The sequence below is a fragment of the Bradyrhizobium cajani genome (assembly GCF_009759665.1).
GTDB classification, from domain to species: domain Bacteria; phylum Pseudomonadota; class Alphaproteobacteria; order Rhizobiales; family Xanthobacteraceae; genus Bradyrhizobium; species Bradyrhizobium cajani.
In genome coordinates this window covers 131,017-153,304 of sequence record NZ_WQNE01000019.1, presented here as the reverse complement: position 1 = coordinate 153,304, position 22,288 = coordinate 131,017, and the positions used below count along the sequence as shown (strand labels likewise).

At 65.3% G+C, this 22,288-nt stretch carries 22 protein-coding genes and 1 tRNA gene; 14 read left to right on the top strand and 9 right to left on the bottom strand.

Annotated features, from left to right (window positions below; all coding sequences use genetic code 11):
- Nucleotides 1-124: 124 nt before the first annotated feature.
- A tRNA-Leu gene (locus GPL20_RS22600) sits at nt 125-211 on the bottom strand.
- Between the two features lie 150 nt (nt 212-361).
- On the opposite strand from GPL20_RS22600, the gene GPL20_RS22595 reads away from it, so the two are divergent.
- Nucleotides 362-1,327 carry a complex I NDUFA9 subunit family protein gene (locus GPL20_RS22595; protein WP_157331702.1) on the top strand — a complete coding sequence of 322 codons (966 nt, stop codon included), beginning with the start codon at nt 362-364 and terminating at the stop codon, nt 1,325-1,327.
- 66 nt (nt 1,328-1,393) lie between these two features.
- On the opposite strand, the gene GPL20_RS22590 is transcribed toward GPL20_RS22595, so the two are convergent.
- The gene (locus tag GPL20_RS22590) at nt 1,394-2,200 is read right to left on the bottom strand and encodes an undecaprenyl-diphosphate phosphatase (RefSeq protein WP_157331701.1); all 807 of its coding nucleotides are present in this window, start codon (nt 2,198-2,200) and stop codon (nt 1,394-1,396) included.
- A gap of 169 nt (nt 2,201-2,369) precedes the next feature.
- On the opposite strand from GPL20_RS22590, the gene GPL20_RS22585 reads away from it, so the two are divergent.
- The 3 genes from GPL20_RS22585 to GPL20_RS22575 all read left to right on the top strand — a co-directional run bounded on the left by GPL20_RS22585 (nt 2,370) and on the right by GPL20_RS22575 (nt 5,153).
- Nucleotides 2,370-3,062, top strand: a complete 693-nt coding sequence (locus GPL20_RS22585) for a glutathione S-transferase family protein (RefSeq protein ID WP_157331700.1) — start codon at nt 2,370-2,372, stop codon at nt 3,060-3,062.
- Complete coding sequence (gene queG / locus GPL20_RS22580; protein WP_157331699.1) at nt 3,011-4,186, top strand: tRNA epoxyqueuosine(34) reductase QueG; 1,176 nt, start codon at nt 3,011-3,013, stop codon at nt 4,184-4,186. The genes GPL20_RS22585 and queG overlap by 52 nt, the downstream gene beginning before the upstream one ends.
- A 169-nt stretch (nt 4,187-4,355) precedes the next feature.
- Complete coding sequence (locus tag GPL20_RS22575) at nt 4,356-5,153, top strand: acyl-CoA thioesterase domain-containing protein (protein ID WP_157331698.1); 798 nt, start codon at nt 4,356-4,358, stop codon at nt 5,151-5,153.
- Nucleotides 5,154-5,297: 144 nt separating this feature from the next.
- Here the strand turns inward: GPL20_RS22575 and GPL20_RS22570 are convergent, their stop codons facing one another.
- Complete coding sequence (locus tag GPL20_RS22570) at nt 5,298-5,765, bottom strand: nuclear transport factor 2 family protein (RefSeq protein WP_157331697.1); 468 nt, start codon at nt 5,763-5,765, stop codon at nt 5,298-5,300.
- 147 nt (nt 5,766-5,912) lie between these two features.
- Nucleotides 5,913-6,713, bottom strand: a complete 801-nt coding sequence (locus GPL20_RS22565; RefSeq protein ID WP_157331696.1) for an alpha/beta hydrolase — start codon at nt 6,711-6,713, stop codon at nt 5,913-5,915.
- Between the two features lie 250 nt (nt 6,714-6,963).
- On the opposite strand from GPL20_RS22565, the gene infC reads away from it, so the two are divergent.
- Nucleotides 6,964-7,503: a translation initiation factor IF-3 gene (gene infC / locus GPL20_RS22560; RefSeq protein WP_080134054.1), complete on the top strand. Its 540-nt coding sequence runs from the start codon at nt 6,964-6,966 to the stop codon at nt 7,501-7,503.
- A gap of 144 nt (nt 7,504-7,647) precedes the next feature.
- Here the strand turns inward: infC and GPL20_RS22555 are convergent, their stop codons facing one another.
- Nucleotides 7,648-8,052, bottom strand: a complete 405-nt coding sequence (locus GPL20_RS22555) for a hypothetical protein (protein ID WP_157331694.1) — start codon at nt 8,050-8,052, stop codon at nt 7,648-7,650.
- A gap of 274 nt (nt 8,053-8,326) precedes the next feature.
- Here GPL20_RS22555 and rpmI point away from each other — a divergent pair, with 274 nt between their 5' ends.
- Both rpmI and rplT read left to right on the top strand, forming a co-directional pair.
- The gene (gene rpmI, locus GPL20_RS22550) at nt 8,327-8,527 is read left to right on the top strand and encodes a 50S ribosomal protein L35 (protein ID WP_008539890.1); all 201 of its coding nucleotides are present in this window, start codon (nt 8,327-8,329) and stop codon (nt 8,525-8,527) included.
- 80 nt (nt 8,528-8,607) lie between these two features.
- Nucleotides 8,608-8,967, top strand: coding sequence for a 50S ribosomal protein L20 (gene rplT, locus GPL20_RS22545; protein WP_157331693.1), 360 nt, complete (start codon nt 8,608-8,610; stop codon nt 8,965-8,967).
- A gap of 30 nt (nt 8,968-8,997) precedes the next feature.
- Here rplT and GPL20_RS22540 read toward each other — a convergent pair whose 3' ends face one another.
- A complete protein-coding gene (locus tag GPL20_RS22540; protein WP_157331725.1) occupies nt 8,998-9,444 on the bottom strand; it encodes a hypothetical protein in 447 nt (148 codons plus the stop codon).
- Nucleotides 9,445-9,577: 133 nt separating this feature from the next.
- Between GPL20_RS22540 and pheS the strand changes: the two genes are divergently transcribed.
- Genes pheS through GPL20_RS22525 form a run of 3 tightly spaced genes read left to right on the top strand, consistent with a single transcriptional unit; the run spans nt 9,578 to nt 13,832 of the window.
- Nucleotides 9,578-10,660, top strand: coding sequence for a phenylalanine--tRNA ligase subunit alpha (gene pheS, locus GPL20_RS22535; RefSeq protein WP_254125903.1), 1,083 nt, complete (start codon nt 9,578-9,580; stop codon nt 10,658-10,660).
- Complete coding sequence (pheT, locus tag GPL20_RS22530; RefSeq protein WP_254125901.1) at nt 10,657-13,065, top strand: phenylalanine--tRNA ligase subunit beta; 2,409 nt, start codon at nt 10,657-10,659, stop codon at nt 13,063-13,065. The genes pheS and pheT overlap by 4 nt, the downstream gene beginning before the upstream one ends.
- Nucleotides 13,062-13,832: a sulfite exporter TauE/SafE family protein gene (locus GPL20_RS22525; protein WP_157331692.1), complete on the top strand. Its 771-nt coding sequence runs from the start codon at nt 13,062-13,064 to the stop codon at nt 13,830-13,832. Before pheT ends, GPL20_RS22525 begins: the two co-directional genes overlap by 4 nt.
- A 180-nt stretch (nt 13,833-14,012) precedes the next feature.
- On the opposite strand, the gene GPL20_RS22520 is transcribed toward GPL20_RS22525, so the two are convergent.
- The gene (locus GPL20_RS22520) at nt 14,013-15,398 is read right to left on the bottom strand and encodes a flavin monoamine oxidase family protein (RefSeq protein WP_157331691.1); all 1,386 of its coding nucleotides are present in this window, start codon (nt 15,396-15,398) and stop codon (nt 14,013-14,015) included.
- A gap of 192 nt (nt 15,399-15,590) precedes the next feature.
- Between GPL20_RS22520 and GPL20_RS22515 the strand changes: the two genes are divergently transcribed.
- Nucleotides 15,591-16,568 (top strand): YiiX/YebB-like N1pC/P60 family cysteine hydrolase, encoded by a 978-nt coding sequence (locus GPL20_RS22515; protein WP_157331690.1) that lies wholly within the window; start codon nt 15,591-15,593, stop codon nt 16,566-16,568.
- 268 nt (nt 16,569-16,836) lie between these two features.
- On the opposite strand, the gene GPL20_RS22505 is transcribed toward GPL20_RS22515, so the two are convergent.
- Nucleotides 16,837-17,112 carry a metal-sensitive transcriptional regulator gene (locus tag GPL20_RS22505; RefSeq protein ID WP_157331688.1) on the bottom strand — a complete coding sequence of 92 codons (276 nt, stop codon included), beginning with the start codon at nt 17,110-17,112 and terminating at the stop codon, nt 16,837-16,839.
- Nucleotides 17,113-17,163: 51 nt separating this feature from the next.
- On the opposite strand from GPL20_RS22505, the gene GPL20_RS22500 reads away from it, so the two are divergent.
- From GPL20_RS22500 to GPL20_RS22490, 3 genes are all read left to right on the top strand, one after another.
- Entirely contained in the window at nt 17,164-19,629 is a 2,466-nt protein-coding gene (locus tag GPL20_RS22500; protein WP_167533150.1) for a heavy metal translocating P-type ATPase, read from the top strand.
- Nucleotides 19,630-19,769: 140 nt separating this feature from the next.
- A complete protein-coding gene (gene nikR / locus GPL20_RS22495; protein WP_157331686.1) occupies nt 19,770-20,216 on the top strand; it encodes a nickel-responsive transcriptional regulator NikR in 447 nt (148 codons plus the stop codon).
- 342 nt (nt 20,217-20,558) lie between these two features.
- The gene (locus GPL20_RS22490) at nt 20,559-21,299 is read left to right on the top strand and encodes a sulfate transporter family protein (RefSeq protein ID WP_157331685.1); all 741 of its coding nucleotides are present in this window, start codon (nt 20,559-20,561) and stop codon (nt 21,297-21,299) included.
- 187 nt (nt 21,300-21,486) lie between these two features.
- Here GPL20_RS22490 and nth read toward each other — a convergent pair whose 3' ends face one another.
- The gene (nth, locus tag GPL20_RS22485) at nt 21,487-22,266 is read right to left on the bottom strand and encodes an endonuclease III (RefSeq protein ID WP_157331684.1); all 780 of its coding nucleotides are present in this window, start codon (nt 22,264-22,266) and stop codon (nt 21,487-21,489) included.
- Nucleotides 22,267-22,288: the final 22 nt, after the last annotated feature.

The following is a 22,288-nucleotide window of genomic DNA, read 5'->3' as shown; positions in this document are numbered from 1 at the left end:
GTGTGAGGGCGAGGCGGGCCGATTTGGCGTGATGGGGAAACCCCAGCGACGGCGATACGGGGATCACCGCCCTGCCATCTCCACCGATGAGAAGCCGCCTAGTTTGCGGTCAAATCCCGCAAAATGGTGCCCAGGAAAGGACTCGAACCTTCACGGCCGTTAAGCCACTGGCACCTGAAGCCAGCGCGTCTACCAATTCCACCACCTGGGCATGCCGTTTGGGGCACGGAGGCGGTTACTACGGTTCGGTGACGCCGTTGTCAATTCATGCTTGAACCGGGCTTCGGCTTGCCGATTGCGCATCGCAAACCGGCCCGATACAAGCCTGATAACACGCACTCTTTCCGCAGGAACGAACCCCATGGCATCGAATCTGGACACGCTGGTCACGGTTTTCGGCGGATCGGGGTTTTTGGGCCGGAACGTGGTCCGGGCGCTGTGCAAGCGGGATTACCGGGTCCGGGTGGCGGTGCGGCGGCCGGAACTCGCCGGTTACCTCCAGCCCTCCGGCAAGGTCGGGCAGGTCCACGTCGTGCAGGCCAATTTGCGCTATCCGGCCTCGGTCGAGGCGGCGCTGCGTGATTCGCAGGTCGTGATCAATCTGGTCGGCATCCTTGCCGAGGGCGGGGCGCAGACTTTCGATGCCGTTCAGGCCAAGGGCGCCGAAACCGTCGCCAAGGCGGCGGCCGCCGCCGGGGCGGGTCTGGTCCACGTCTCCGCGATCGGCGCCGACGCGCAGTCGCCCTCGCACTATGCGAGGGCCAAGGCGGCCGGCGAGGCGGCGGTCCTGGCCGCGGTGCCGTCGGCGACGATCTTCCGCCCGTCCGTGATGTTCGGCCCCGAAGACCAGTTCACCAACCGCTTCGCGGCGCTGGCGCGGATGTCGCCGGTGCTGCCGCTGATCGGCGGGAGTACCCGGATGCAGCCGGTCTATGTCGGCGACGTCGCCACCGCGATCGCGGATGCCGTCGACGGCAAGGCCAAGGCGGGCGCGACCTACGAGCTCGGCGGGCCGGAAGTGCTGACCATGCGCGAGATCATCGAGGCCATCCTCGAGATCACCGGCCGCAAGCGGATGCTGATCCCGCTGTCGTTCGGCCTCGCCCGCTTCCAGGCCAACTTCCTGCAATTCGCACCCGGCGTGTTCAAGCTGACGCCGGACCAGGTCACGCTGCTCGAGCGCGACAATGTCGTGTCGGATGCCGCGAAGGCGGCAGGCCTGACGCTGGAAGGTCTCGGCATCACCGCCGATGCGCTGGAGGCGATCGCCCCGCAATATCTCTGGCGCTTCCGCTCGGCCGGTCAGTTCCAGCGCATGAGCGTGTAGGATTTCACCTCTCCCGCTTGCGGGAGAGGTCGCGCACCATCCGTGAATAGCGTTTTCGACGCCGCGTTAGTGGCCGAGGGCCAGCGCGATCAGGCCGAGCGTGCCGACGATGACGCGCCACCAGGCGAACACCACGAAGCCGTGCCGGGTGACGTATTCCAGGAACGTCTTGACCACGATGATCGCGGTGATGAACGACACCACGAAGCCGATCGCGACGATGTTGATGTGATCCATCGTCATCTCGGAGCGGCTCTTGTAGAAGTCGTAGGCGAACGCGCCGATCATGGTGGGAATGGCGAGGAAGAACGAAAACTCCGCCGCCGCGCGCTTGTCCGAACCGAGCAGCATGGCGGCGACGATGCTGGCACCTGAGCGCGACACGCCCGGGATCATCGCCACGCACTGCGCGATGCCGATATAGAGATACATCAGCAGCGGAAACCTGGTGGCGTCGTACTCACGCGGCTTGAGATCGAGCTTGTCGACCCAGAGCAGGACGGCGCCGCCGACGATCAGCGTGAAGCAGACGACCCACGGATTGAACAGCACGCTCTTGATGTACTTGCCGGCAACGAGGCCGACGATCACCGCGGGCAGGAACGCCACCAGCACGCCGATCACGAAGCGGCGCGCATAGGCATCGCCCGTGAACAGGCCGATCGCGACATCCCACAGCTTCCTGAAGTACAGCCCGACGATCGCGAGGATCGCACCGAGCTGGATCAGAACCGTAAACGAATCCCAGAATGCGCCTTCGCCGAGATGGAAGAAGCGCTCAGCGAGCAGCAGGTGGCCGGTCGACGACACGGGAAGGAACTCGGTCACACCCTCGATGATGCCGAGGATCACTGCCCGTATTGTATCTGACATATTTACGGTCCATTTCGGCTGGAAAAGCGGGGCTCTTCTCGCCTATTCGTCCCCATGCCGCAATCGCAAAATGCGACATCACGCCCTTGCTTCGCGGTTTTGAAGGACTAGTGTGGCGCCGCACAAACATTGATGGATTCTTAAGCACCATCAAATAGTCAAAGGCTTCATGTTTACGCTGTTTCATCATCCGTTCTGTCCGCATTCGCGCTTCATCCGCCTGATCGCGGGCGAATACGGGCTCGACCTGAAGCTGGTCGAGGAACGCAGCTGGGAACGGCGGGAGGCATTTCTGCTGCTCAATGCGGCCGGCACGACGCCCGTGCTGGTCGACGACGAGCAGCCGCCGATACCGGGCGCGGCCATCATCGCCGAATATGTCGACGAGGCCTATGGCGCCGGGATGGGACCGAAGCGGTTGATGCCGGAGACGCTTCCCGAGCGCGTCGAGGTGCGCCGGCTGATGGCCTGGTTCAACGAAAAGTTCTTCGAGGAGGTCTCGCATCCTCTGGTCACCGAGCGCATCTACAAGCGCTTCATGAGCGAGGAGAACGGCGGCGGCCCGCCTTCGGCCGACGTGATGCGGGCTGCCAAGGCAAATGTGCGCTATCATCTGGCCTATATCGGCTGGCTGGCGCAGACGCGTAACTTCCTCGCCGGCGACCGGCTCTCTTACGCGGATCTCGCCGCCGCGGCGCATCTCTCGGCGATCGACTATCTGGGCGACGTGCCATGGAGCGAGGACGACGCAGCAAAGGCGTGGTACGCGCGGGTGAAATCCCGCCCGTCGTTCCGTCCGCTCCTGAGCGAATGGCTGGCGGGCGTGCCGGCGTCGCGGACCTACGTGGACCTGGATTTCTGAACTCCGATCCGACTGAATTGAAGGCGGCGCTCGCGCGCGAAGCCCGCGCGCTCGGTTTCGACGGCATCGGCATCACCGCGCCCGGCACGATCGAGAGCGCCGGAAGATACTTCCTCGAGTTCATCGCCTCCGGCGGCCATGGCGACATGGAGTGGCTCGCCGCGCAGCCGGAGCGCCGTATCGATCCGCGCGGACTATGGCAGGACGTGCGCAGCGTCATCATGCTCGGCGTCAATTACGGCCCCGACCAGGATCCGCTCGCGATCCTGAAGCAGCGCACGCGCGCGGCGATCTCGGTCTATGCGCAGGGCGACGACTATCATGATTTGATCAAGAAGCGGCTGAAGGCGCTGGCGCGCTGGCTGGTCGCGACCGCACCGTCGGACGTGAAGGTGTTTGTCGACACCGCGGCGGTGATGGAGAAGCCGCTGGCGCAAGCCGCGCATCTCGGCTGGCAGGGCAAGCACACCAATCTCGTCTCGCGCGAGTTCGGCTCGTGGCTGTTCCTGGGCGCGATCTACACCACGCTGGAGCTGCCGCGCGACGATGCCGAGATCGATCATTGCGGCTCCTGCCACGCCTGTCTCGACATCTGTCCGACCGCGGCGTTTCCCGCGCCCTACAAGCTCGACGCGCGACGCTGCATCTCGTACCTGACCATCGAGAACAAGGGACCGATCCCGCACGAATTCCGCAAAGCCATCGGCAATCGAATCTATGGCTGCGACGATTGCCTCGCGGCGTGCCCCTGGAACAAGTTCGCGCAGGAGGGCCGCGAGGCGAAGCTTGCCGCGCGCGATGAATTGCGCGCGCCGACGCTTGCCGAACTTGCACGGCTCGACGATGCCGCGTTCCGCGCGCTGTTCACGAAGTCCCCGGTCAAGCGCATCGGCCGCGACCGCTTCCTGCGCAACGTGCTGATTGCGATCGGCAACTCGGCGGACGCGACGCTGGCCGCGGAAGCGCGACGATTGCTGGAGGATGCGAGCCCGCTGGTGCGCGGAGCGGCGGTGTGGGCGCTCGGGCAGTTGTTACCGCGGGAGGAGTTTGACGCAATCAAGCCTGCTGCGATGGACGGTGAGCGCGATGAAGACGTACGTGAGGAGTGGCAAGTAGCTTCCTGACACGCCGCCGCTGACCCTCATCCTGAGGAGCCGCGCAAGCGGCGTCTCGAAGGATAGAGGCCGAGCCGCCGCAGCCGGGCCTTCATGGTTCGAGACGGCGCTTCGCACCTCCTCACCATGAGGATTGGGCATCTTGATTTCCCCGCCCGTTTCTTCAATCTCGCGCGTCATGACCAACATGCCATTCTTCACCCGCGACGGCGACACATTCCATCCGACGGAAGTGGCCAACGGTCCGTGGGACCCGAAATCGCTGCACGGGCGCGTCATCGTCGGCCTGCTCGGCTTCGCCATCGAGGAGCGCCATTCCGGCCCTGAGTTCGTGCCGGCGCGGCTCACCGTCGACATGTTTCGGCTGCCGACCATCGACAAGCCGATTCAAGTGACGACGCGGCTGGTACGCGACGGAATGCGCATCCGCGTGGTGGAAGCGGAATTCGTCTCCGGCGGCGTCAGCATGGCGCGCGCCTCGTGCCAGCTGTTGCGGCGGACGCAGAACCCCGACGGCAACGTCTGGTCGCCGCCGAACTGGGACGTGCCGAAGCCGGCCGACATTCCGAAGCCGGCCGATCCGCGGCTCGGCATGCACGGCAAATGGACAACGCGGCCGATCGTCGGCCATATGGGCTCGCTCGGTCCGCGCCGGCTCTGGATGAGCGAGGTGCGCGAGCTCGTCGCCGGCGCACCGATGACGCCGTTCGTTCATGTCGCCACCGGCGCCGATTTCGCCAGCCCGTTTGCCAATGCCGGTGACATGGGACTCGGCTACATCAACAGCGACGTCACGATCTATCTGCACCGCCTGCCGGTGACGAACTGGATCGGCTTCGAGGTAGTGAACCATCACGCCACCGACGGTGTCGCGATCGGCGAATGCTGGCTCTATGACGAAGAGGGGCCGATCGGCACCGCGACCGTCGCTGCGCTGGCGCAGCGCAAGCCGATGGCAAATCCGTCGAAGCGGTAAGGACGCGCGTATCTCTCCACTCGTCATTCCGGGGCGCGCCACTTGGCGCGAGCCCGGAATCCATTTCACCACAATACTTGCAGCCCAATGGATTCCGGGTTCGCGCTACGCGCGCCCCGGAATGACGAATGGAGAGAGCGGCGCTCAACTCAAATGCCGCTGCATCTCCGGCCGCGCCTTCAGCTCCGCGCCCTGCTTGGCGACGATCTTCGCGATCCGCTCCGGCGCGAACTTCAAATCAACGAATGCCGGCGCCGTGTTGGCGACCTCGTGATAGCTCGCGATCTTGCCGTCACGCAGCGTCATGATCGCCACGCCTTCGAACATCGCCCGCGCGCCGTTCGCTTCCGGCAGCGTCGACCGATAGCTGAAAGTGTAGCGCGCATAGAGCGTGGTGCCGTCGGACACCGGGTCATGCATGTCCCATCGGAAATCGGTCGCCGTGCGATAGAACCAGTCGTCGATCATCGCCGCGATCTTCTCGCGGCCTGCGAAGGCGCCGTAGAAGACATCGTGATAGATACCGTCCTCGGTGAACAGATCGGCAAACGCCTTGCCGTTGCGCTGCTCGACCGCATCGCAGAAGGCGCGGAGCATGGTGCTGACGGTCATTGGCGTTCTCCTTCCCCGTTCTCCGTCATGCCCCGGCTTGACCGGGGCATCCAGTACGCCGCGGCCTCTCGATTCAATCGCTACGGCCTCTGGAATACTGGATCGCCCGATCAAGTCGGGCGATGACACCGACTGTTTGGAGACACTTCACCCGATCTCCGCCACTGCAGCAAGAATGCGCGCGATGTCCTGCGGGCGGGACAGACGGTGGTCGCCGTCCTGGATCATGGTCAGCACGACGTCGTCGGCCGGCAAGCGGTGCGTCAAGGCGAAGGCGTGCTGCCACGGCACGTCGGGATCCTGCGCGCCTTGCAGGATGCGGACGGGGCAGCCGAGATCGATGGCGCTGCCGAGCACGAGATGATTGCGGCCCTCCTCGATCAGGTTCCGCGTGATCGGATAGGGCGAGCCGTCGCCGTATTCCGACGGCCGCAGCCAAACGCCCTTGGTCTCGATCTCTTTCTTCACCGCAGGCGAAAAATTTTTCCACATCAGTTCCTCGGTGAAATCCGGCGCCGGTGCGATCAGCACGAGCCCGGCGAGCGACGCCTTGGCCTCCTGCGTCTCCTGTCGCTTCCTGATCTCGCGCGCGAGCAGCAGCGCCATCCAGCCGCCCATGGAGGAACCGATCAGGATTTGCGGGCCGTCGCAGAACCGCGAAAACACCGCCACGCTCTCCTCGAGCCAGCGCCCGATGGTTCCGTCGGCAAAATCGCCGCCGGATTCGCCATGGCCGGAATAGTCGAAGCGGACGACGGCGCGGCCGTGCTCGCTGGCCCAGCCGTCCAGCGCCACGGCCTTGCTGCCCTGCATGTCCGACTTGAATCCGCCGAGCCAGACCAGTCCGGGGCCCTGTCCGCGACGGCTGCGCACCGCGATCTTGCGTGCGGACGGACCCTCGCCCACATCGATGAAGTCGAGCACGGCGTCGGGAGTTGCATCGGTCATGGAACGTTTACTCTGGCTATGCGGTTTGAGCTGTTTGGGCGCGCCTTAGCAGCGCAATCCGATGTCGGCATTGCCCTTTGGGACGCTTGCGGAACAGAAGCAAGGTGTCTATGTCGTCAGCGTGCCAACGGGCGTGACCAAAATGCCTCGCATTTGAGGGTTTTTCGCGTTTCGCACGAGCGACTTGCTTGCCGGCAACCGCATCTTCCTTCAAAATAGCCGCTTCTTTCACAACTTTGGAGAACCACCCATTCGCCGTCCTAATAAAGCTCCGCCCGCTGCCAGCAAAGACGGGCCGCGCATCAATGATGATATCCGCAATGCGCAGATCCAGCTGATCGATCAGACCGGTGATAATAAAGGCACGGTCGAGACCGTCGTCGCCATCCGGATGGCCCAGGAAGCTGGCATGGATCTGGTCGAGATTTCGCCGAATACCAGCCCTCCCGTCTGCAAGATCATGGACTACGGGAAGTACAAGTATTCCGCTCAGAAGAAAGCCGCGGAAGCCCGCAAGCGGCAGAAGACCGTCGAGATCAAGGAGATCAAGCTCCGCCCGATGATCGACGATCACGATTACGACGTGAAGATGCGCGCGATGCAGCGGTTCTTCGAAGAGGGCGACAAGGTCAAGATCACGCTGCGCTATCGTGGTCGTGAAATGGCGCACCAGGAGATCGGCACCAAGCTTCTGGACAAGATCAAGACCGACGTCGCCGAGCTCGCCAAGGTCGAGCAGGACGCACGGTTCGAAGGTCGTCAGGTCGTCATGGTGCTGGCGCCGCGCTGACGCGCAGCTCTTTGGAACTGAGAGTTCAACGGCCCGTCCGGACCTCCGGCGGGCCGTTTTGTTCTTGTCGGGATGCGAGCCACGAACGCCGCGGTAACCTCTCCCGCTTGCGGAGGAGGGAGCGCACCACCTTCTTGGCGACAGCTACGTCCTTGTCGCCTGCCAGGTGCCGCTACAGCGATCGCCGGAGATGATGCCGTTCCACGCGCCGGCACCGTTGACGCCGGCGAGCCGGCCGCCGCCGCTGGCATGAGAGGCGCCGACCGAGACGTGGACCGCCACAGCGCCGGCGCGGTTGACCCTGCCGGAGACCCGGCCACCGCCGGCGGACGAGACCCGGCTGCCGATCACGGTGAAGGGCACGCTGTAGCCCGAGCCACAATTGCCGCGGGTGGTGGCGAAGGTGACGTTCCAGACACCGTCGTAGCCGCGGTGGCGGGCATCGGCAGCCGACGGCAGCATGGCCGTGGCGAGCACGGCCAGCACCGCCAGGCGGCGCAGACGAGCGGTAACGAACAACGAGAGACGCAATTGGGATAAATGGGCCATTTGGTCCTGCTCCTGGACGAGACGGCGTGGACATTGGGGTGGCGTCCCCAATAGTCGCTGGCTGAGTTCCGGCGGTTCATCGTTGCCATTTGGCTCCCGCTCTGTCATAAGCCCAGCCTTCATCGCCCGGCTGATTAAGGGCTGCCGTGGCGGTGTTTCGTGCGGGTTTCGCGCTTGGTCGTGGAAACCTGAGCACAATCAACGCTCTAACGAGCATTTTAGACGGCCAGCCGCCTTCACGGGCGGATTTCTGTTGTGGCCATAGGAGAGCCAAATGCCCAAGCTGAAGACCAAATCGGGCGCTAAAAAGCGCTTCAAGGTGACTGCCACCGGCAAAGTGATGCACGCCCAGCGCGGCAAGCGTCACGGCATGATCAAGCGGACGAAGAAGCAGATCCGTCAGCTCCGCGGCACCCGCGTGCTGTTCAAGACCGACGGCGACAACGTCAAGAAGTACTTCTTGCCGAACGCCTGATCGCGTCCACGATCACTGCCAAACGAGCCGCGTTCGCGCGGCGTTCCGATAACCAAAGTCATCTCTGAAGGATTTTTGTCATGTCTCGCGTCAAACGCGGTGTGACCGCCCACGCCAAGCACAAGAAAGTCTACAAGGCCGCCAAGGGTTTCTACGGCCGCCGCAAGAACACCATCCGCGCCGCCAAGCCGGCCGTGGAGAAGGCCCAGCAATACGCCTTCCGTGATCGCAAGCGTAAGAAGCGGACGTTCCGCGCACTCTGGATCCAGCGCATCAACGCCGCCGTGCGTCCGTTCGGCCTGACCTACAGCCGATTTATCGACGGCATGGCCAAGTCCGGAGTCACCGTGGACCGCAAGGTGCTGTCGGATCTCGCGATCAACGAGCCCGCCGCGTTCCAGGCGATCGCCGAGAAGGCCAAAGCCGCCCTCGCGGCGTAATAGGCCAAGGCTGCTCTGGTTGCCTAAGGGCTAGCGGGCCTTCTGGCCCGCAGCCTTCAGTACACGTCGCGAGTAACGCTGGGCGGCCTCCGCCCGGCAGAAGGCTGTCGCCGAGATATACATGGTGCCGGACTTGTTCCGGTATTTCCGGTCGCAGACCCGCAACTCGCGCTGGTAGCTGAGCTTCTGCGGCGGCTTCAGCTGGCCGACAAAATCGGCCTCGCATTTCTTCTCGACGGCTTCGCCGAACTGCACGTCGCCGCTGGCGCCGTATGCGCAGGCTTCGAACAGCTCCATGGCCCGGTCGCAGCTCGGCGCGGCGTTGAGGACGGCGATGATGTCCTCCATCGAGGTGGATTTGGCCGGGCATTCCTCGGCGGCGTGAGCCGCGCCTCCCAGGGCACCTTCCAAGAGAACACCCAAGAGAACACCGAAGAGAACCAGGGCCACACCGGCCCGGCAGGATCGCAAACGCATCGCCCTCTCCTTCATCAGGTTGGTGCCAGCCATGCCTATAGAGTTCAAATGCCCTGCATTTACGACGGCTATTCGGCTTGACGTTCCGGCCCGGCTGCGGCCACAACCGGCAGCCCTTTGAAAGGATCCGACCGTGTCCGACCTCGCCAGTCTCGTCCAATCCATCCTCGCGCAGATCACCTCTGCCGGCGACGAAGCGGCCCTCGAGGCCGTTCGCGTTGCGGCCCTCGGCAAGAAGGGCTCGATCTCCGCCCTGCTCGCAACGCTCGGCAAGATGTCGCCGGACGAACGCAAGACGCAAGGCGCCGCGATCAACCAGGCCAAGGACGAGGTCACCCAGGCGCTGGCCGCCCGGCGCGACGTGCTGAAATCGGCGGCGCTCGATGCCCGGCTCGCCGCCGAGACCGTCGACGTCACCCTGCCGCTGCGCGATGCGCCGGCCGAGGCCGGCCGCATCCATCCGCTGAGCCAGGTCTGGGACGAGCTGACCACGATCTTCGCCGACATGGGATTCTCGGTCGCCGAAGGCCCGGATATCGAGACCGACGACTACAACTTCACCAAGCTGAATTTCCCGGAAGGCCATCCGGCGCGCGAGATGCACGACACCTTCTTCTTCCATCCGAAGGAGGACGGCTCGCGCATGCTGCTGCGGACCCACACCTCGCCGGTGCAGGTGCGCACCATGCTGAGCCAGAAGCCGCCGATCCGCGTGATCTGCCCGGGCCGCACCTACCGCATCGATTCGGACGCGACCCACACGCCACAATTCCACCAGGTCGAAGGTCTCGTCATCGACAAGAGCTCGCATCTCGGTCACCTCAAATGGATCCTGCACGAGTTCTGCAAGGCGTTCTTCGAGGTCGACCACATCAACATGCGGTTCCGGCCGTCGTTCTTCCCGTTCACCGAGCCGTCGCTGGAAGTCGACATCCAGTGCCGCCGTGACAAGGGCGAGATCCGTTTCGGCGAGGGCGAGGATTGGCTCGAGATTCTCGGCTGCGGCATGGTGCACCCGAACGTGCTGCGCGCCTGCGGCATCGATCCCGACGAGTACCAGGGCTTTGCCTGGGGCATGGGCATCGATCGCATCGCCATGCTGAAATACGGCATCGCCGACCTGCGCCAGCTGTTCGACAGCGACGTCCGCTGGCTGTCCCACTACGGCTTCAAACCGCTCGAAGTACCAACGCTTGCCGGAGGGCTGAGCTCGTGAAATTCACCCTCTCCTGGCTGAAGGATCATCTCGAGACCGACGAGCCGCTGGACAAGCTCGCCGACAAGCTCACCATGATCGGGCTCGAGGTCGAGAACATCGAGGACAAGGCGAAGGCGCTGAAGCCGTTCACCATCGCGAAGGTGATCTCGGCCGAGCAGCACCCGAACGCCGATCGCCTGCGCGTCTGCATGGTCGACACCGGCGACGGTGGCGCGCCGGTGCAGGTCGTGTGCGGCGCGCCGAATGCGCGCGGCGGTCTCGTCAGCGTGTTCTCAGCCCCCGGAACCTACATTCCCGGCAAGGACATTACTCTTGGAATCGGCACCATCCGCGGCGTCGAGAGCCGCGGCATGCTGTGCTCGGCGGCCGAGCTCCAGATCTCCAACGACCATGACGGCATCATGGAATTGCCGGCGGATGCGCCGATCGGCGCGGCCTATGCCGAATGGGCCGGGCTCGGCGATCCCGTGGTCGAGATCAATCTGACGCCGAACCGGCAGGACTGCACCGGCGTGCACGGCATCGCGCGCGATCTCTCCGCCGCCGACATGGGCAAGTTCAAGGATCCGGCCATCAGGCCGATCAAAGGCGAATTCCCCTGCCCGGTGAAGGTGACGGTCGAGGACGCCTCGCTGTGCCCGGGCTTCGCGCTGCGGCTCGTGCGCGGCGTGAAGAACGGCCCGTCGCCGGAATGGCTGCAGAAGCGGCTGACCGCGATCGGCCTGCGCCCGATCAATGCGCTGGTCGACATCACCAACTTCATGACCTTCGACCGCGCGCGTCCGCTGCACGTGTTCGACGCGAAGAAAGTGAAAGGCAATCTCGTCGTGCGCCGCGCCCGCCATGGCGAGAGCCTGCTTGCGCTTGACGGCCGCACCTACAATCTCGATGCCAATATCTGCGTGATCGCGGACGAGCACGGCGTCGAATCGCTCGCCGGCATCATGGGCGGCGAAGCCTCGGGCTGCGACGAGAACACCACGGACGTGCTGATCGAATCGGCGCTGTGGAACGAGATCAACATCGCCCAGACCGGCCGCAAGCTCGGCATCAATTCCGATGCGCGCTACCGCTTCGAGCGCGGCGTCGATCCGGCCTTCATGGTGCCGGGGCTCGAGCTCGCGACCAAGCTGGTGATGGAGATGTGCGGCGGTGCGCCGTCCGAGACCGTCGTGGTCGGCAAGTCCTTTGGCGACGACCGCGTGATCGATTTCCCGGTCACCGAAGTGAAGCGCCTGTCCGGCATCGAGGTGCCGCAGGTCGAGATGAAGCGCATCCTGACCCATCTCGGCTTCATGATGGCGGGGCCGGGTCCGGTGGTGAAGGTCGCGGTGCCGTCCTGGCGCTCGGACGTGCACGGCAAGGCCGACATCGTCGAGGAGATCGTCCGCATCTTCGGCGTCGACAAGGTGCCGGAGACGCCGTTCGAGCGCGGTGAAGATGCGCGCAAATCCGTGCTGACGCCGCTCCAGCTCCGCACCCGCCGCGCACGGCGCGCGCTGGCGAGCCGCGGCATGGTCGAGGCGGTCACGTGGTCGTTCATCGCAAAGCCTGCGGCCGAATTGTTCGGCGGCGGTCAGCGCGAACTCGAAGTGGCCAACCCGATCGCGTCGGATCTGTCCGACATGCGCCCGACGCTGCTGGCGGGACTGATCGCGGCCGCGCAGGCCAATGCCGATCGCGGTTACGGCGATGTGGTGCTGTTCGAGGTCGGCCAGCTGTTCAAGGGCGACCGTCCGCAGGATCAGTTCATGGCGGCAAGCGGCATCCGCCGCGGCCTGGCCTCGTCCGAAGGTCTCGGCCGGCACTGGTCCGGCTCTGCGGCCGCCGACGTGTTCGACGCCAAGGCCGATGCGCTTGCGGTGCTGGCCGCCATTGGTGCGCCGATGCAGGCGCTCCAGATCGTCGCGGGCGGGCCGGGCTGGCTGCATCCCGGACGCTCCGGCACGATCCAGATCGGGCCGCAGAACGTGCTCGGCTATTTCGGCGAGATGCACCCGCGCGCGCTCGAGGCGCTCGGCGCCGACGGTCCGCTGCTCGTGTTCGAGGTGATCCTCGACCGCATTCCGGAGGCGAAGAAGCGGGCGACCCGCGCCAAGCCTGCAATCGAGCTGGCGGCCTTCCAGCCGGTCTCGCGCGACTTCGCCTTCATCGTCGACCGCACTGTGAAGGCCGGCGACATCGCGCGCGCCGCGCAGGGCGTCGACAAGAAGCTGATCACCGGCGTGAACGTCTTCGACGTCTACGAGGGCAAGGGCATCGACGACGGCAAGAAGTCGATCGCGATCGCGGTGACGATCCAGCCGCGCGAGAAGACCCTGACCGACCAGGAGATCGAGGCCGTCGCCGCAAAGATCGTGGCGGAGGTCACGAAGAAGACCGGCGGCACTTTGCGCGGATGACCCTTACGGACTTCCTCCCGAAGGACGTCAGCCTCACCATTGCGATGGCGCTCTGCGCCATCGCTTTCGTTTCCGGCACCGCGCGCGGCTTCTCGGGTTTCGGTGCGGCGCTCATTTTCATGCCGCTGGCGAGCAGTGTCGCAGCACCGCGGCTGGTCGCGGCCTTGCTGCTCGTGATCGATTTCGTTGCGGCCGCGCCGCTTTTGCCCGAAGCGTGGCGCAAGGCGGATCGCAAGGCCACCGCCGTGATCGTGCTGGGCGCGCTGATCGGCGTGCCCGTCGGCACCTATTTCCTCAGCGTGCTCGAGCCCGTCACAACGCGCTGGATCATCTCCTGCTTCGTCGCTGCGCTGCTGCTTCTGCTGCTGTCGGGCTGGCGCTATCGCGGCAAGGACCATGCCTGGCTCTCGATCGGCATCGGCAGCGTCTCGGGCTTCTGCAGCGGGCTGGCGCAGACCGGCGGCCCGCCGATCGTCGGCTACTGGCTCGGCCGCCCGATCGCACCGATCGTCGCGCGCGCCAACATCGTGCTGTTCTTCGGCGCGTCGGATTTCTTCTCGATGGTCAGCTACGCGACCACGGGCCTGATCAGCCGCGAATCGCTGCTGCTCTCGCTGATCGTCGGTCCGGTCTACGCTCTTGGCGTCGCGTTTGGCGCATCCCTGTTCGGCCGCGCCAGCGAGAAAGTGTTTCGCGGCATCTGCTACGGGCTGATCGCGATGGCGGTGATCGTGGGGCTGCCGGTGCTGGATGGGGTCTTGCGCTAACTCTCTCCGCGGGTCGTCCCCGCGAACGCGGGGACCCATAACCACGGTGAGAAGTTGTGGCGCAAGCTGGTAACTCCGAGTCTTCGCCAAACCACTCCCTGTGGTTATGGGTCCCGGATCGGCGCTTCGCTTCGCTGCGCTTGTCCGGGACGACAGCGAGCGTGTTGCAGCTTAATTGCCCTACTGCCTCGGCGCCCGCCGCTTCTTCGTCGACTGCGTCGGCACATCGGGCTCGTCCCTGAGCGCGCCGATCCTGCGCAGCGCTGCGTCCGCGGCACGCTCACCGCTTTCCCAGGCGCCGTCGACCGTGCCCCAGAGCGTCTCGTGGGTAGCTTCGCCGGCGAGGAACATGCAGCCGATCGGCTCGGTCAGCGTCTTGCGCGAGAGCTGGCCGCCGGGAGAGGCGGCCGACATCGCGCCCATCACGAAGGGCGAGGCGTTCCAGCGCGTCGCGCTGGTCTTCTGTATGGCGCTAGCGGCCTCGCTGCCGAACAGCTTTGTGATCCATTCCCTCGCAAAGGCCGTCATCGCCTTCTCGCCCTGCTCGGAGAGATCACGGCCGAACGAGCCGCCGACGTCGATCGAGCACAGCGAGGAGCCGCCGATATTGGCGAACATCAGCGCCGTGCGCGTCGAGTTGCTCTGCTCGATGAGAATGTCGTCGCGCGACAGCCCGAGCGGATTGCCCGGCAGCTGCAGCACGATGTGATCGTAGCTGCCGAGCGTGAGCTTCGACGCCGCATCGAGCGTGCGCTTTGGAATATCGGGTGCGAACTTGATCGCGCCGGCTGTCAGCACGTTGGTCGAGACCGTGATGATGGCCGCGCGTGCGACGATCTTGCCGCTTGGGGTCTCCACGCTGACGTCGCGGTTGCTCCAGGCGATCCGGCTCGCTGGCGTCGACAGCGCGACCGGCGCCTGCTCGCCGAGCTTCGTGATCAGCGTGCCCAGGCCCTGGCGGCAGGCGATCGCGGCGTTGCGGTCCTGCGCACGCGCCTTGTCGATCGCCGACAGCTCCTTCAGGTCCTTGCCGGCAAAGCTCGCGCCCAGCATGAACTCGGTCGCGCCGGCCCAGTCGCCGAGATCCTTCGGCAGGACCGAGGCGCAGGATGTATCGAGCTTGCCGCGCCCAGCCTCGTCAATGGTGCGGTTGGCGCGCACGAGCGCGGCCAGAAACTCCTCAATCTCCCCCGCCCGCGCGTTGCGGCGGCCGATGCGCATCTTCTGGCCCGCGGGCGCCGGCAGGACATCGAGCCCGACGCTGCGCGCGAGGCGAATCATCGGATTGGTGTCGGGATTGTGCATCCAACGCGCGCCGCGATCGAACGGCACGTCGAAGGTCGTGGTATCGGTGATGCAGCGCCCGCCGATCTGCGAGGCCGCCTCCATCACCACGACCTTGCGGTTGGCCGCGGCGATGCGCCGCGCTGCGGCAATTCCCGCGGCCCCCGCGCCGATCACGACAATGTCGGCTTCGCGCGGCAGTGGCGCGGCGGATGCGCGCAGGACCGGCATTGCGGCAAGGCCCGCTGACGCCGAAAGGAAACCGCGGCGGGTGATTGTCATGTCATGGTTTCCGGAGACTTGCGGCGAACGGGAACAGCCAGAGAACCTTGCCGCATCTGATGTTGCGCAGCAACCGTCATGGTGAATCAATCGTGCTTGATCTCACAGAGTGATGAACTGAATTGCAACACGTTTCGACCATGATAGAGAAGGGAAAAAGGCGGCCGGAAAAGGCCGTGGGGGGAGTTCGAAATGGGGACGGTCCTTGACTCAGTCGGCAAGCTGATTGCCGCGTACCTCTCGAAGGAGGTGCCGGGCTACGAGCCGTTCACGCCGAGCGACCCGGAGCACCTGCGCGGCATCATCGAGCCCGGCGACGTGCTGCTGGTCGAGGGCAACAACCACATCTCCGGCATCATCAAATATCTGACGCAGTCGACCTGGTCACACGCCGCGCTCTATGTCGGCCCGATCGAGGGTGCGCTAGAGCCCGACGGCGAGCCGCATGTGCTGATCGAGGCCAATATCGGCGAAGGCGTCGCCTCGGCGCCGCTGTCGAAATATTTCCCCTATCACACCCGTGTCTGCCGTCCGGTCGGGCTGTCCTATGAGGACCGCACCACCGTCTGCCGCTATGCCATCAACCGCATCGGCTTCGGCTACGACACCAAGAACATCGTCGACCTCATGCGCTTCCTGTTCCCGCTGCCGGTGCCGCAGCGCTGGCGGCGGCGCATGATCGCGCTCGGCTCGGGCGATCCGACCAAGATCATCTGCTCGGCGCTGATCGCACAGGCCTTCGACACCGTGCGCTACCCGATCCTGCCGAAGATCACCAAGGCCGGCAGCCGCGCCGCCCGGCGCGAGATCCTCCACATCCGCGATTCCTCGCTCTACATGCCCCGCGACTTCGATATCTCGCCCTATTTCGAAGTCGTCAAACCCACCATCGTGCACGGCTTCGACTACACAGCCCTGCACTGGGCCGACAAGCAGAAGCCGCTCGAGGAGGTAGCGGGCACATTCAGTGTGTTTCCAGAAACGATCAGTGCGCCGCCGCTCGTTCCTGAGGCGATTGACGAAGAAGCGCCGGTTGAAGTTTCGGCTGCGCAAATAGGCGCGCAGCCCGTGGAGATGAGCGTCGCCTTCTCCGAGCATTTTATGCAGCTGAACGAACTCGCGATGTATCGCGCACGGCGCCGCGGAGACGCCTGCGAAATCGTGGCGTAACGTCGCCGCCGTCCCTGCGAACGCAAGGACCCATACCGCGGAGTCTATCGAGGACCAGGCGGTAGAAGTACCGGACGATATCCAATCTTCGCCAAACCCCTCCCTGGGGTTATTGGTCCCTGCGTTCGCAGGGACGACACCTGCAAATGTGGTGCGATCGCGCCTCTCTCCACCGTCATTGCGAGCGCAGCGAAGCAATCCAGAATCTCGCCGCAGCGACAGTCTGGATTGCTTCGTCGCAAGTGCTCCTCGCAATGACGGTGGAAACCTACCGTTCCGCCCTGCCGATCACCGCCATCAACTCCGCGATCTTCTCGCGCTGATCGGCCTTGTCGCCGCTCGCGATCGCGTGCTCGACGCAATGGGCGACGTGGTCCTTCAAGATCTCCTCCTCGACCCGCCGCAATGCGGCGCGCACCGCGGAGATCTGCGTGACGATGTCGATGCAGTAGCGGTCCTCCTCGACCATTTTCGCGAGGCCGCGAACCTGACCTTCGATCCGGCCGAGGCGTTTTCCGACAGATGTCTTGATGTCCTTGCGCATGGGGTCTATATACCCCTACCGGGTATAGGTTGCAAGGCCGGAGCAATGGCAATGAACAGCAGTGAACACAAGCATCACCACCACGACGCAGACGGACATTCCGGATGCGGCTGTTCCGCCAAGGCCGCCCCGGCAGCGGCCAAGTCGGCGGACTCCTCCTGCTGCGGCGGCCATGGCGATCACGCCGGCCACGCCCATCATCACGCGCATGACCACGGCGATGCCGCGACGAAGGTCCTCGATCCCGTCTGCGGCATGACGGTCGATCCCGCGACCTCGAAGCACCACCACACGCATCACGGCGAGACCTTCCATTTCTGCTCGGCCGGCTGCCGCACCAAGTTCGCCGCCGATCCCGCCAAATATCTCGCCAAGGAAAAAACGCCCGCGCCGGAGATGCCCGCGGGCACGATCTACACCTGCCCGATGCATCCGGAGATCCGGCAGGTCGGCCCCGGCAGCTGCCCGATCTGCGGCATGGCGCTGGAGCCGGAGGTGGCGAGCCTCGAGACCGGCCCCAACCCCGAGCTCGCCGACATGACGCGGCGGTTCTGGATCGGCGGAGCACTGGCGCTGCCGGCCGTGGTGCTGGAGATGGGCGGCCATCTCGCCGGCCCGCACAACTGGATCGACCAGACGCTGTCGAACTGGATCCAGCTCGTCTTCGCGACACCCGTGGTGCTGTGGGCCGGCTGGCCGTTCTTCGTCCGCGGCTGGCAGTCGCTGCTGACGCGCAACCTCAACATGTTCACGCTGATCGCGATGGGCACGGGCGTCGCCTGGGTCTACAGCATCATCGGCACCGTCGCGCCGCAGATATTCCCTGACACCTTCCGCGGCCATGAGGGTGCGGTCGCCGTCTATTTCGAGGCGGCTGCCGTCATCACCGTGCTGGTGCTGCTTGGCCAGGTGCTGGAGCTGCGCGCCCGCGATGCAACGTCGGGTGCGATCAAGGCGCTGCTCCAGCTCGCGCCGAAGACGGCGCGCCGCGTCGATGCCGACGGCGGCGAGCATGAGGTCGAGATCGATACGCTGCATGCCGGCGACCGTCTGCGCGTTCGTCCCGGCGAGAAGGTGCCGGTCGACGGCACCATTCTCGAGGGGCGCTCCTCGCTCGACGAATCGCTCGTGACCGGCGAATCCATGCCGGTTACCAAGGAGACCGGCGCCAAGGTGATCGCCGGCACGCTCAATCAGTCCGGCAGTTTCATCATGCACGCCGACAAGGTCGGGCGCGAGACGCTGCTGTCGCAGATCGTGCAGATGGTTGCCGACGCGCAGCGCTCGCGCGCGCCGATCCAGCGGCTCGCCGATCAGGTCGCGGGCTGGTTCGTGCCGACGGTGATCGTCGTCGCCATCGCCGCCTTCGCCGCCTGGGCCTGGTTCGGGCCGGAGCCACGGCTGGCTTTCGGCCTGGTCGCCGCGGTCAGCGTGCTGATCATTGCCTGCCCCTGTGCGCTTGGCCTGGCGACTCCGATGTCGATCATGGTCGGCGTCGGCCGTGGTGCGCAGGCCGGCGTGCTGATCAAGAACGCCGAGGCGCTGGAGCGGATGGAGAAGATCGACACGCTGGTGGTCGACAAGACCGGCACGCTGACCGAGGGCAAGCCCAAGGTGGTCACGATCGTCCCGGCCTCCGGTTTTGCCGAGGACGACATCCTCCGCATGGCGGCCAGCGTCGAGCGCGCCAGCGAGCATCCGCTGGCCGACGCGATCATGCGCGCGGCCAAGGAGAAGCAGCTCGCGCTGAGCCAGGTCGAACATTTCGACTCGCCGACCGGCAAGGGCGCGACCGGCAAGGTCGACGGCAGAACGGTCGTGCTGGGTAACGCAAAATACCTTGCCTCGATCGGGATCGACACCAAGCCGCTCGACGCCGAGGCCGAACGGCTGCGCGGCGACGGCGCCACCGTGATCAACATGGCCGTTGACGGCGCCCTCGCCGGCCTGTTCGCAATCGCCGATCCGGTCAAGGCCTCGACCCCGGAGGCGCTGAAGACACTCGCGGCCGAAGGCATCAAGGTCATCATGCTGACCGGCGACAACCGCACCACGGCCGAGGCTGTGGCGCGCCGGCTCGGCATCGCCGAGGTCGAGGCCGAGGTGCTGCCGGACCAGAAGAGCGCGGTGGTGGCAAAGCTGCAGAAGGCCGGCCGCAGCGTCGCGATGGCCGGCGACGGCGTCAACGACGCACCGGCGCTGGCCGCGGCCGAGGTCGGCATTGCCATGGGCACCGGCACGGACGTGGCGATGGAGAGCGCGGGCGTCACGCTGCTCAAGGGCGATCTCATCGGCATCGCGCGGGCGCGAAAACTGTCGCAGGCGACCATGAGCAACATCCGCCAGAACCTGTTCTTCGCCTTCATCTACAACGCCGCCGGCATTCCGATCGCGGCCGGCATCCTCTATCCGGCCTTCGGCCTGCTGCTGTCGCCGATCATCGCCGCGGCGGCGATGGCGCTGTCCTCGGTGAGCGTAGTCGGCAACGCACTGCGGCTGCGCGCAACGCCGCTGTGAGGAAATAAAGTATCCGTAGCCCGGATGGAGCGTAGCGAAATCCGGGTTCTGTCCCTATACCGATATCGTCCCGGATTGCGCTTCGCTCCATCCGGGCTACGCATCAACGGACACAGGCGAGACGCACGGAGAAAGATCTGATGCAACGCATCACCATCACGATCGAGGACGATCTCCTGGCGGAGATCGACGCGGCGGCGGAGGCGCGCGGCTACCAGAACCGTTCCGAGATCATCCGCGACCTCGCCCGCGCCGGCCTGCAACAGAGCACGGAAGGCACCGCGCAGGCCGGCCCCTGCGTCGCCGGCCTCGTCTATGTCTACGACCACGCCGCGCGCGATCTCTCGAAGCGCCTGGTGCAGGAATTCCACGGCCATCACGATCTCGCCCTGGCGACTCTGCACGTCCACCTCGACGACGACAACTGCATGGAGCTGACGGCGCTGCGCGGCGATGCCGGCGAAGTCAGGCATTTCGCCGATCACATCATAGCCGAGCGTGGTGTGCGCTACGGTCGGGTGGTGATGATCCCGACGGGAGAGGGGAAGCAGGCGAAGGCGCGGAAGCACGGGCATCGGCACGAGTAGCTTAGCCTGGCCGCGCGGCATTCTTCTCCTCCCCTCCTGTGGAGGGAAGCGCAGTTGAGAGCGGTTCCTGCGGCCATCCTTCGAGACGCCCGCTTTGGGCGGGCTCCTCAGGATGAGGACGGAATGCGTGGCAGCAGTTTCAACAGGCACGGTGCTGCTTAGCCTCATCCTGAGGAGACCGCTGGAAGCGGTCGTCTCGAGGACGAGGCGTGCGGTCAGGCGGTGCCAAAAGTCATACGCGATGGCCCCGCGATCGGCCGTTAGCCGCAGGCCAGCCTCCCTTGCCGAAGCCGCCCGGCATGTCTACCTCTCGCGGGTGGTTTTCGTAAGAAGGGTACCCCGATGCTGGATGCCGCCGTGAAGGCGCTGTCGCAAATGATCTCGCCGCCGATGCGCTCGATCCTGTGGCGATCGATCGGCCTTGCCCTGGTGCTGATCACGGTGCTGGCGATCGGACTGCAGCGGCTCCTGAGCTGGTTCGCGACCCATGGCGAGGTCTGGCTGGAAGGCCTGCTCGGGCCGAGCTGGCATTCGTCGCTGGAGGTCCTGGCCTGGATCGTCTCGATCGCAGCAGGCTTCGGCGTCGTGTTCGGCGGGGTCTTCCTGATGCCCGCGATCACCTCGCTGGTGGCCAGCCTGTTCGTCGACGACGTCGCCGACATCGTCGAGCGCGAGCACTATCCGGCGGAGCGGCCGGGCGTTGCGCTGCCGTTCAGCCAGGCGATCTTCGAGGGCGTCAAGACCGCGCTGCTGACGATCCTGATCTATCTCGCCGCACTGCCGCTGGTGTTGCTGGCGGGGGCGGGATTCCTGATCTTCTTCCTCGCCGCCGCCTGGCTGCTCGGCCGCGAATATTTCGAGCTTGCCGCAATGCGTTTCCGCTCGCCGGAAGAGGCCAAGGCGATGCGGCGCGACCACGCCGCGACCATCTTCACCGCCGGCCTCTTCATTGCGGCGTTCGTCTCGATCCCGGTCGTCAACCTGGCGACTCCGATCTTCGGCATGGCCTTCATGGTCCACATGCACAAGCGCCTGTCCGGTTCACGGCCGGAGCTGATCGAGCCGGCGCGCTCGGTGCGGTGACCGTGCCCACCTCTCCCGTAGGGAGAGGTGGAGCGAGACCGCGGCGCGATTGATCATCGCGCCCTACGTCACCTGCACACCGCATTTCCGCAGCACCATCCTGGCGAAGCCGAACGGCGCCGGCGTGAACGGGCCCGGCGGGCGCGGGTGATCAGTGCGACGAAGCCGAGCGCGGCTATCGCCGGCATCACACCGTCTTTTCCGGCCACCGGCAGAGATCGTTGATCAGGCAGACTTCGCAGCGCGGCTTGCGCGCGAGGCAAGTATAGCGGCCGTGCAGGATCAGCCAATGATGGGCATGCAGCATGAATTCGGCCGGGATCACCTTTTCGAGACCAAGCTCGACCTCCAGCGGCGTCTTGCCGGGCGCAAGTCCAGTCCGGTTGCCGACACGAAAGACGTGGGTGTCGACCGCCATGGTGTGCTCGCCAAAGGCCATGTTGAGCACGACATTGGCGGTCTTGCGCCCGGCGCCGGGCAACGATTCGATCTCGGCACGCGTGCGCGGCACCTCGCCGCCGAATTCGCTGAGCACTTTGGCCGACAGCGCGATGACGTTCTTCGCCTTGGTCCGGTAGAGGCCGATGGTCTTGATGTACTCGCGCAGGCGTTCCTCGCCGAGGTCGAGCATCTTCTGCGGGGTATCGGCGACCTCGAACAATGCGCGTGTCGCCTTGTTGACGCCGGCGTCGGTCGCCTGCGCCGACAGCACCACGGCGACCAGCAGCGTGAACGGATTGATGTGCTCAAGCTCGCCTTTCGGCTCCGGATTGGCCTTGCGGAAACGGCTGAAGACCTCGTGAATCTCGGCCGGCGTCCAAGACTTGATAGAATTGGGTCTTGTGGCTTTGCTCGATGTCTTGGCAGGCGCCTTCGGCTTCGCGGTGGCCGCCTTGAGGACCGCCTTGGCCTTTTTCTTCGGCACGGCCGCTTTGCGCGGGGCCGGCTTGCGGGTGATTTTCGCCATGATCGGGATATACTGAGGGACA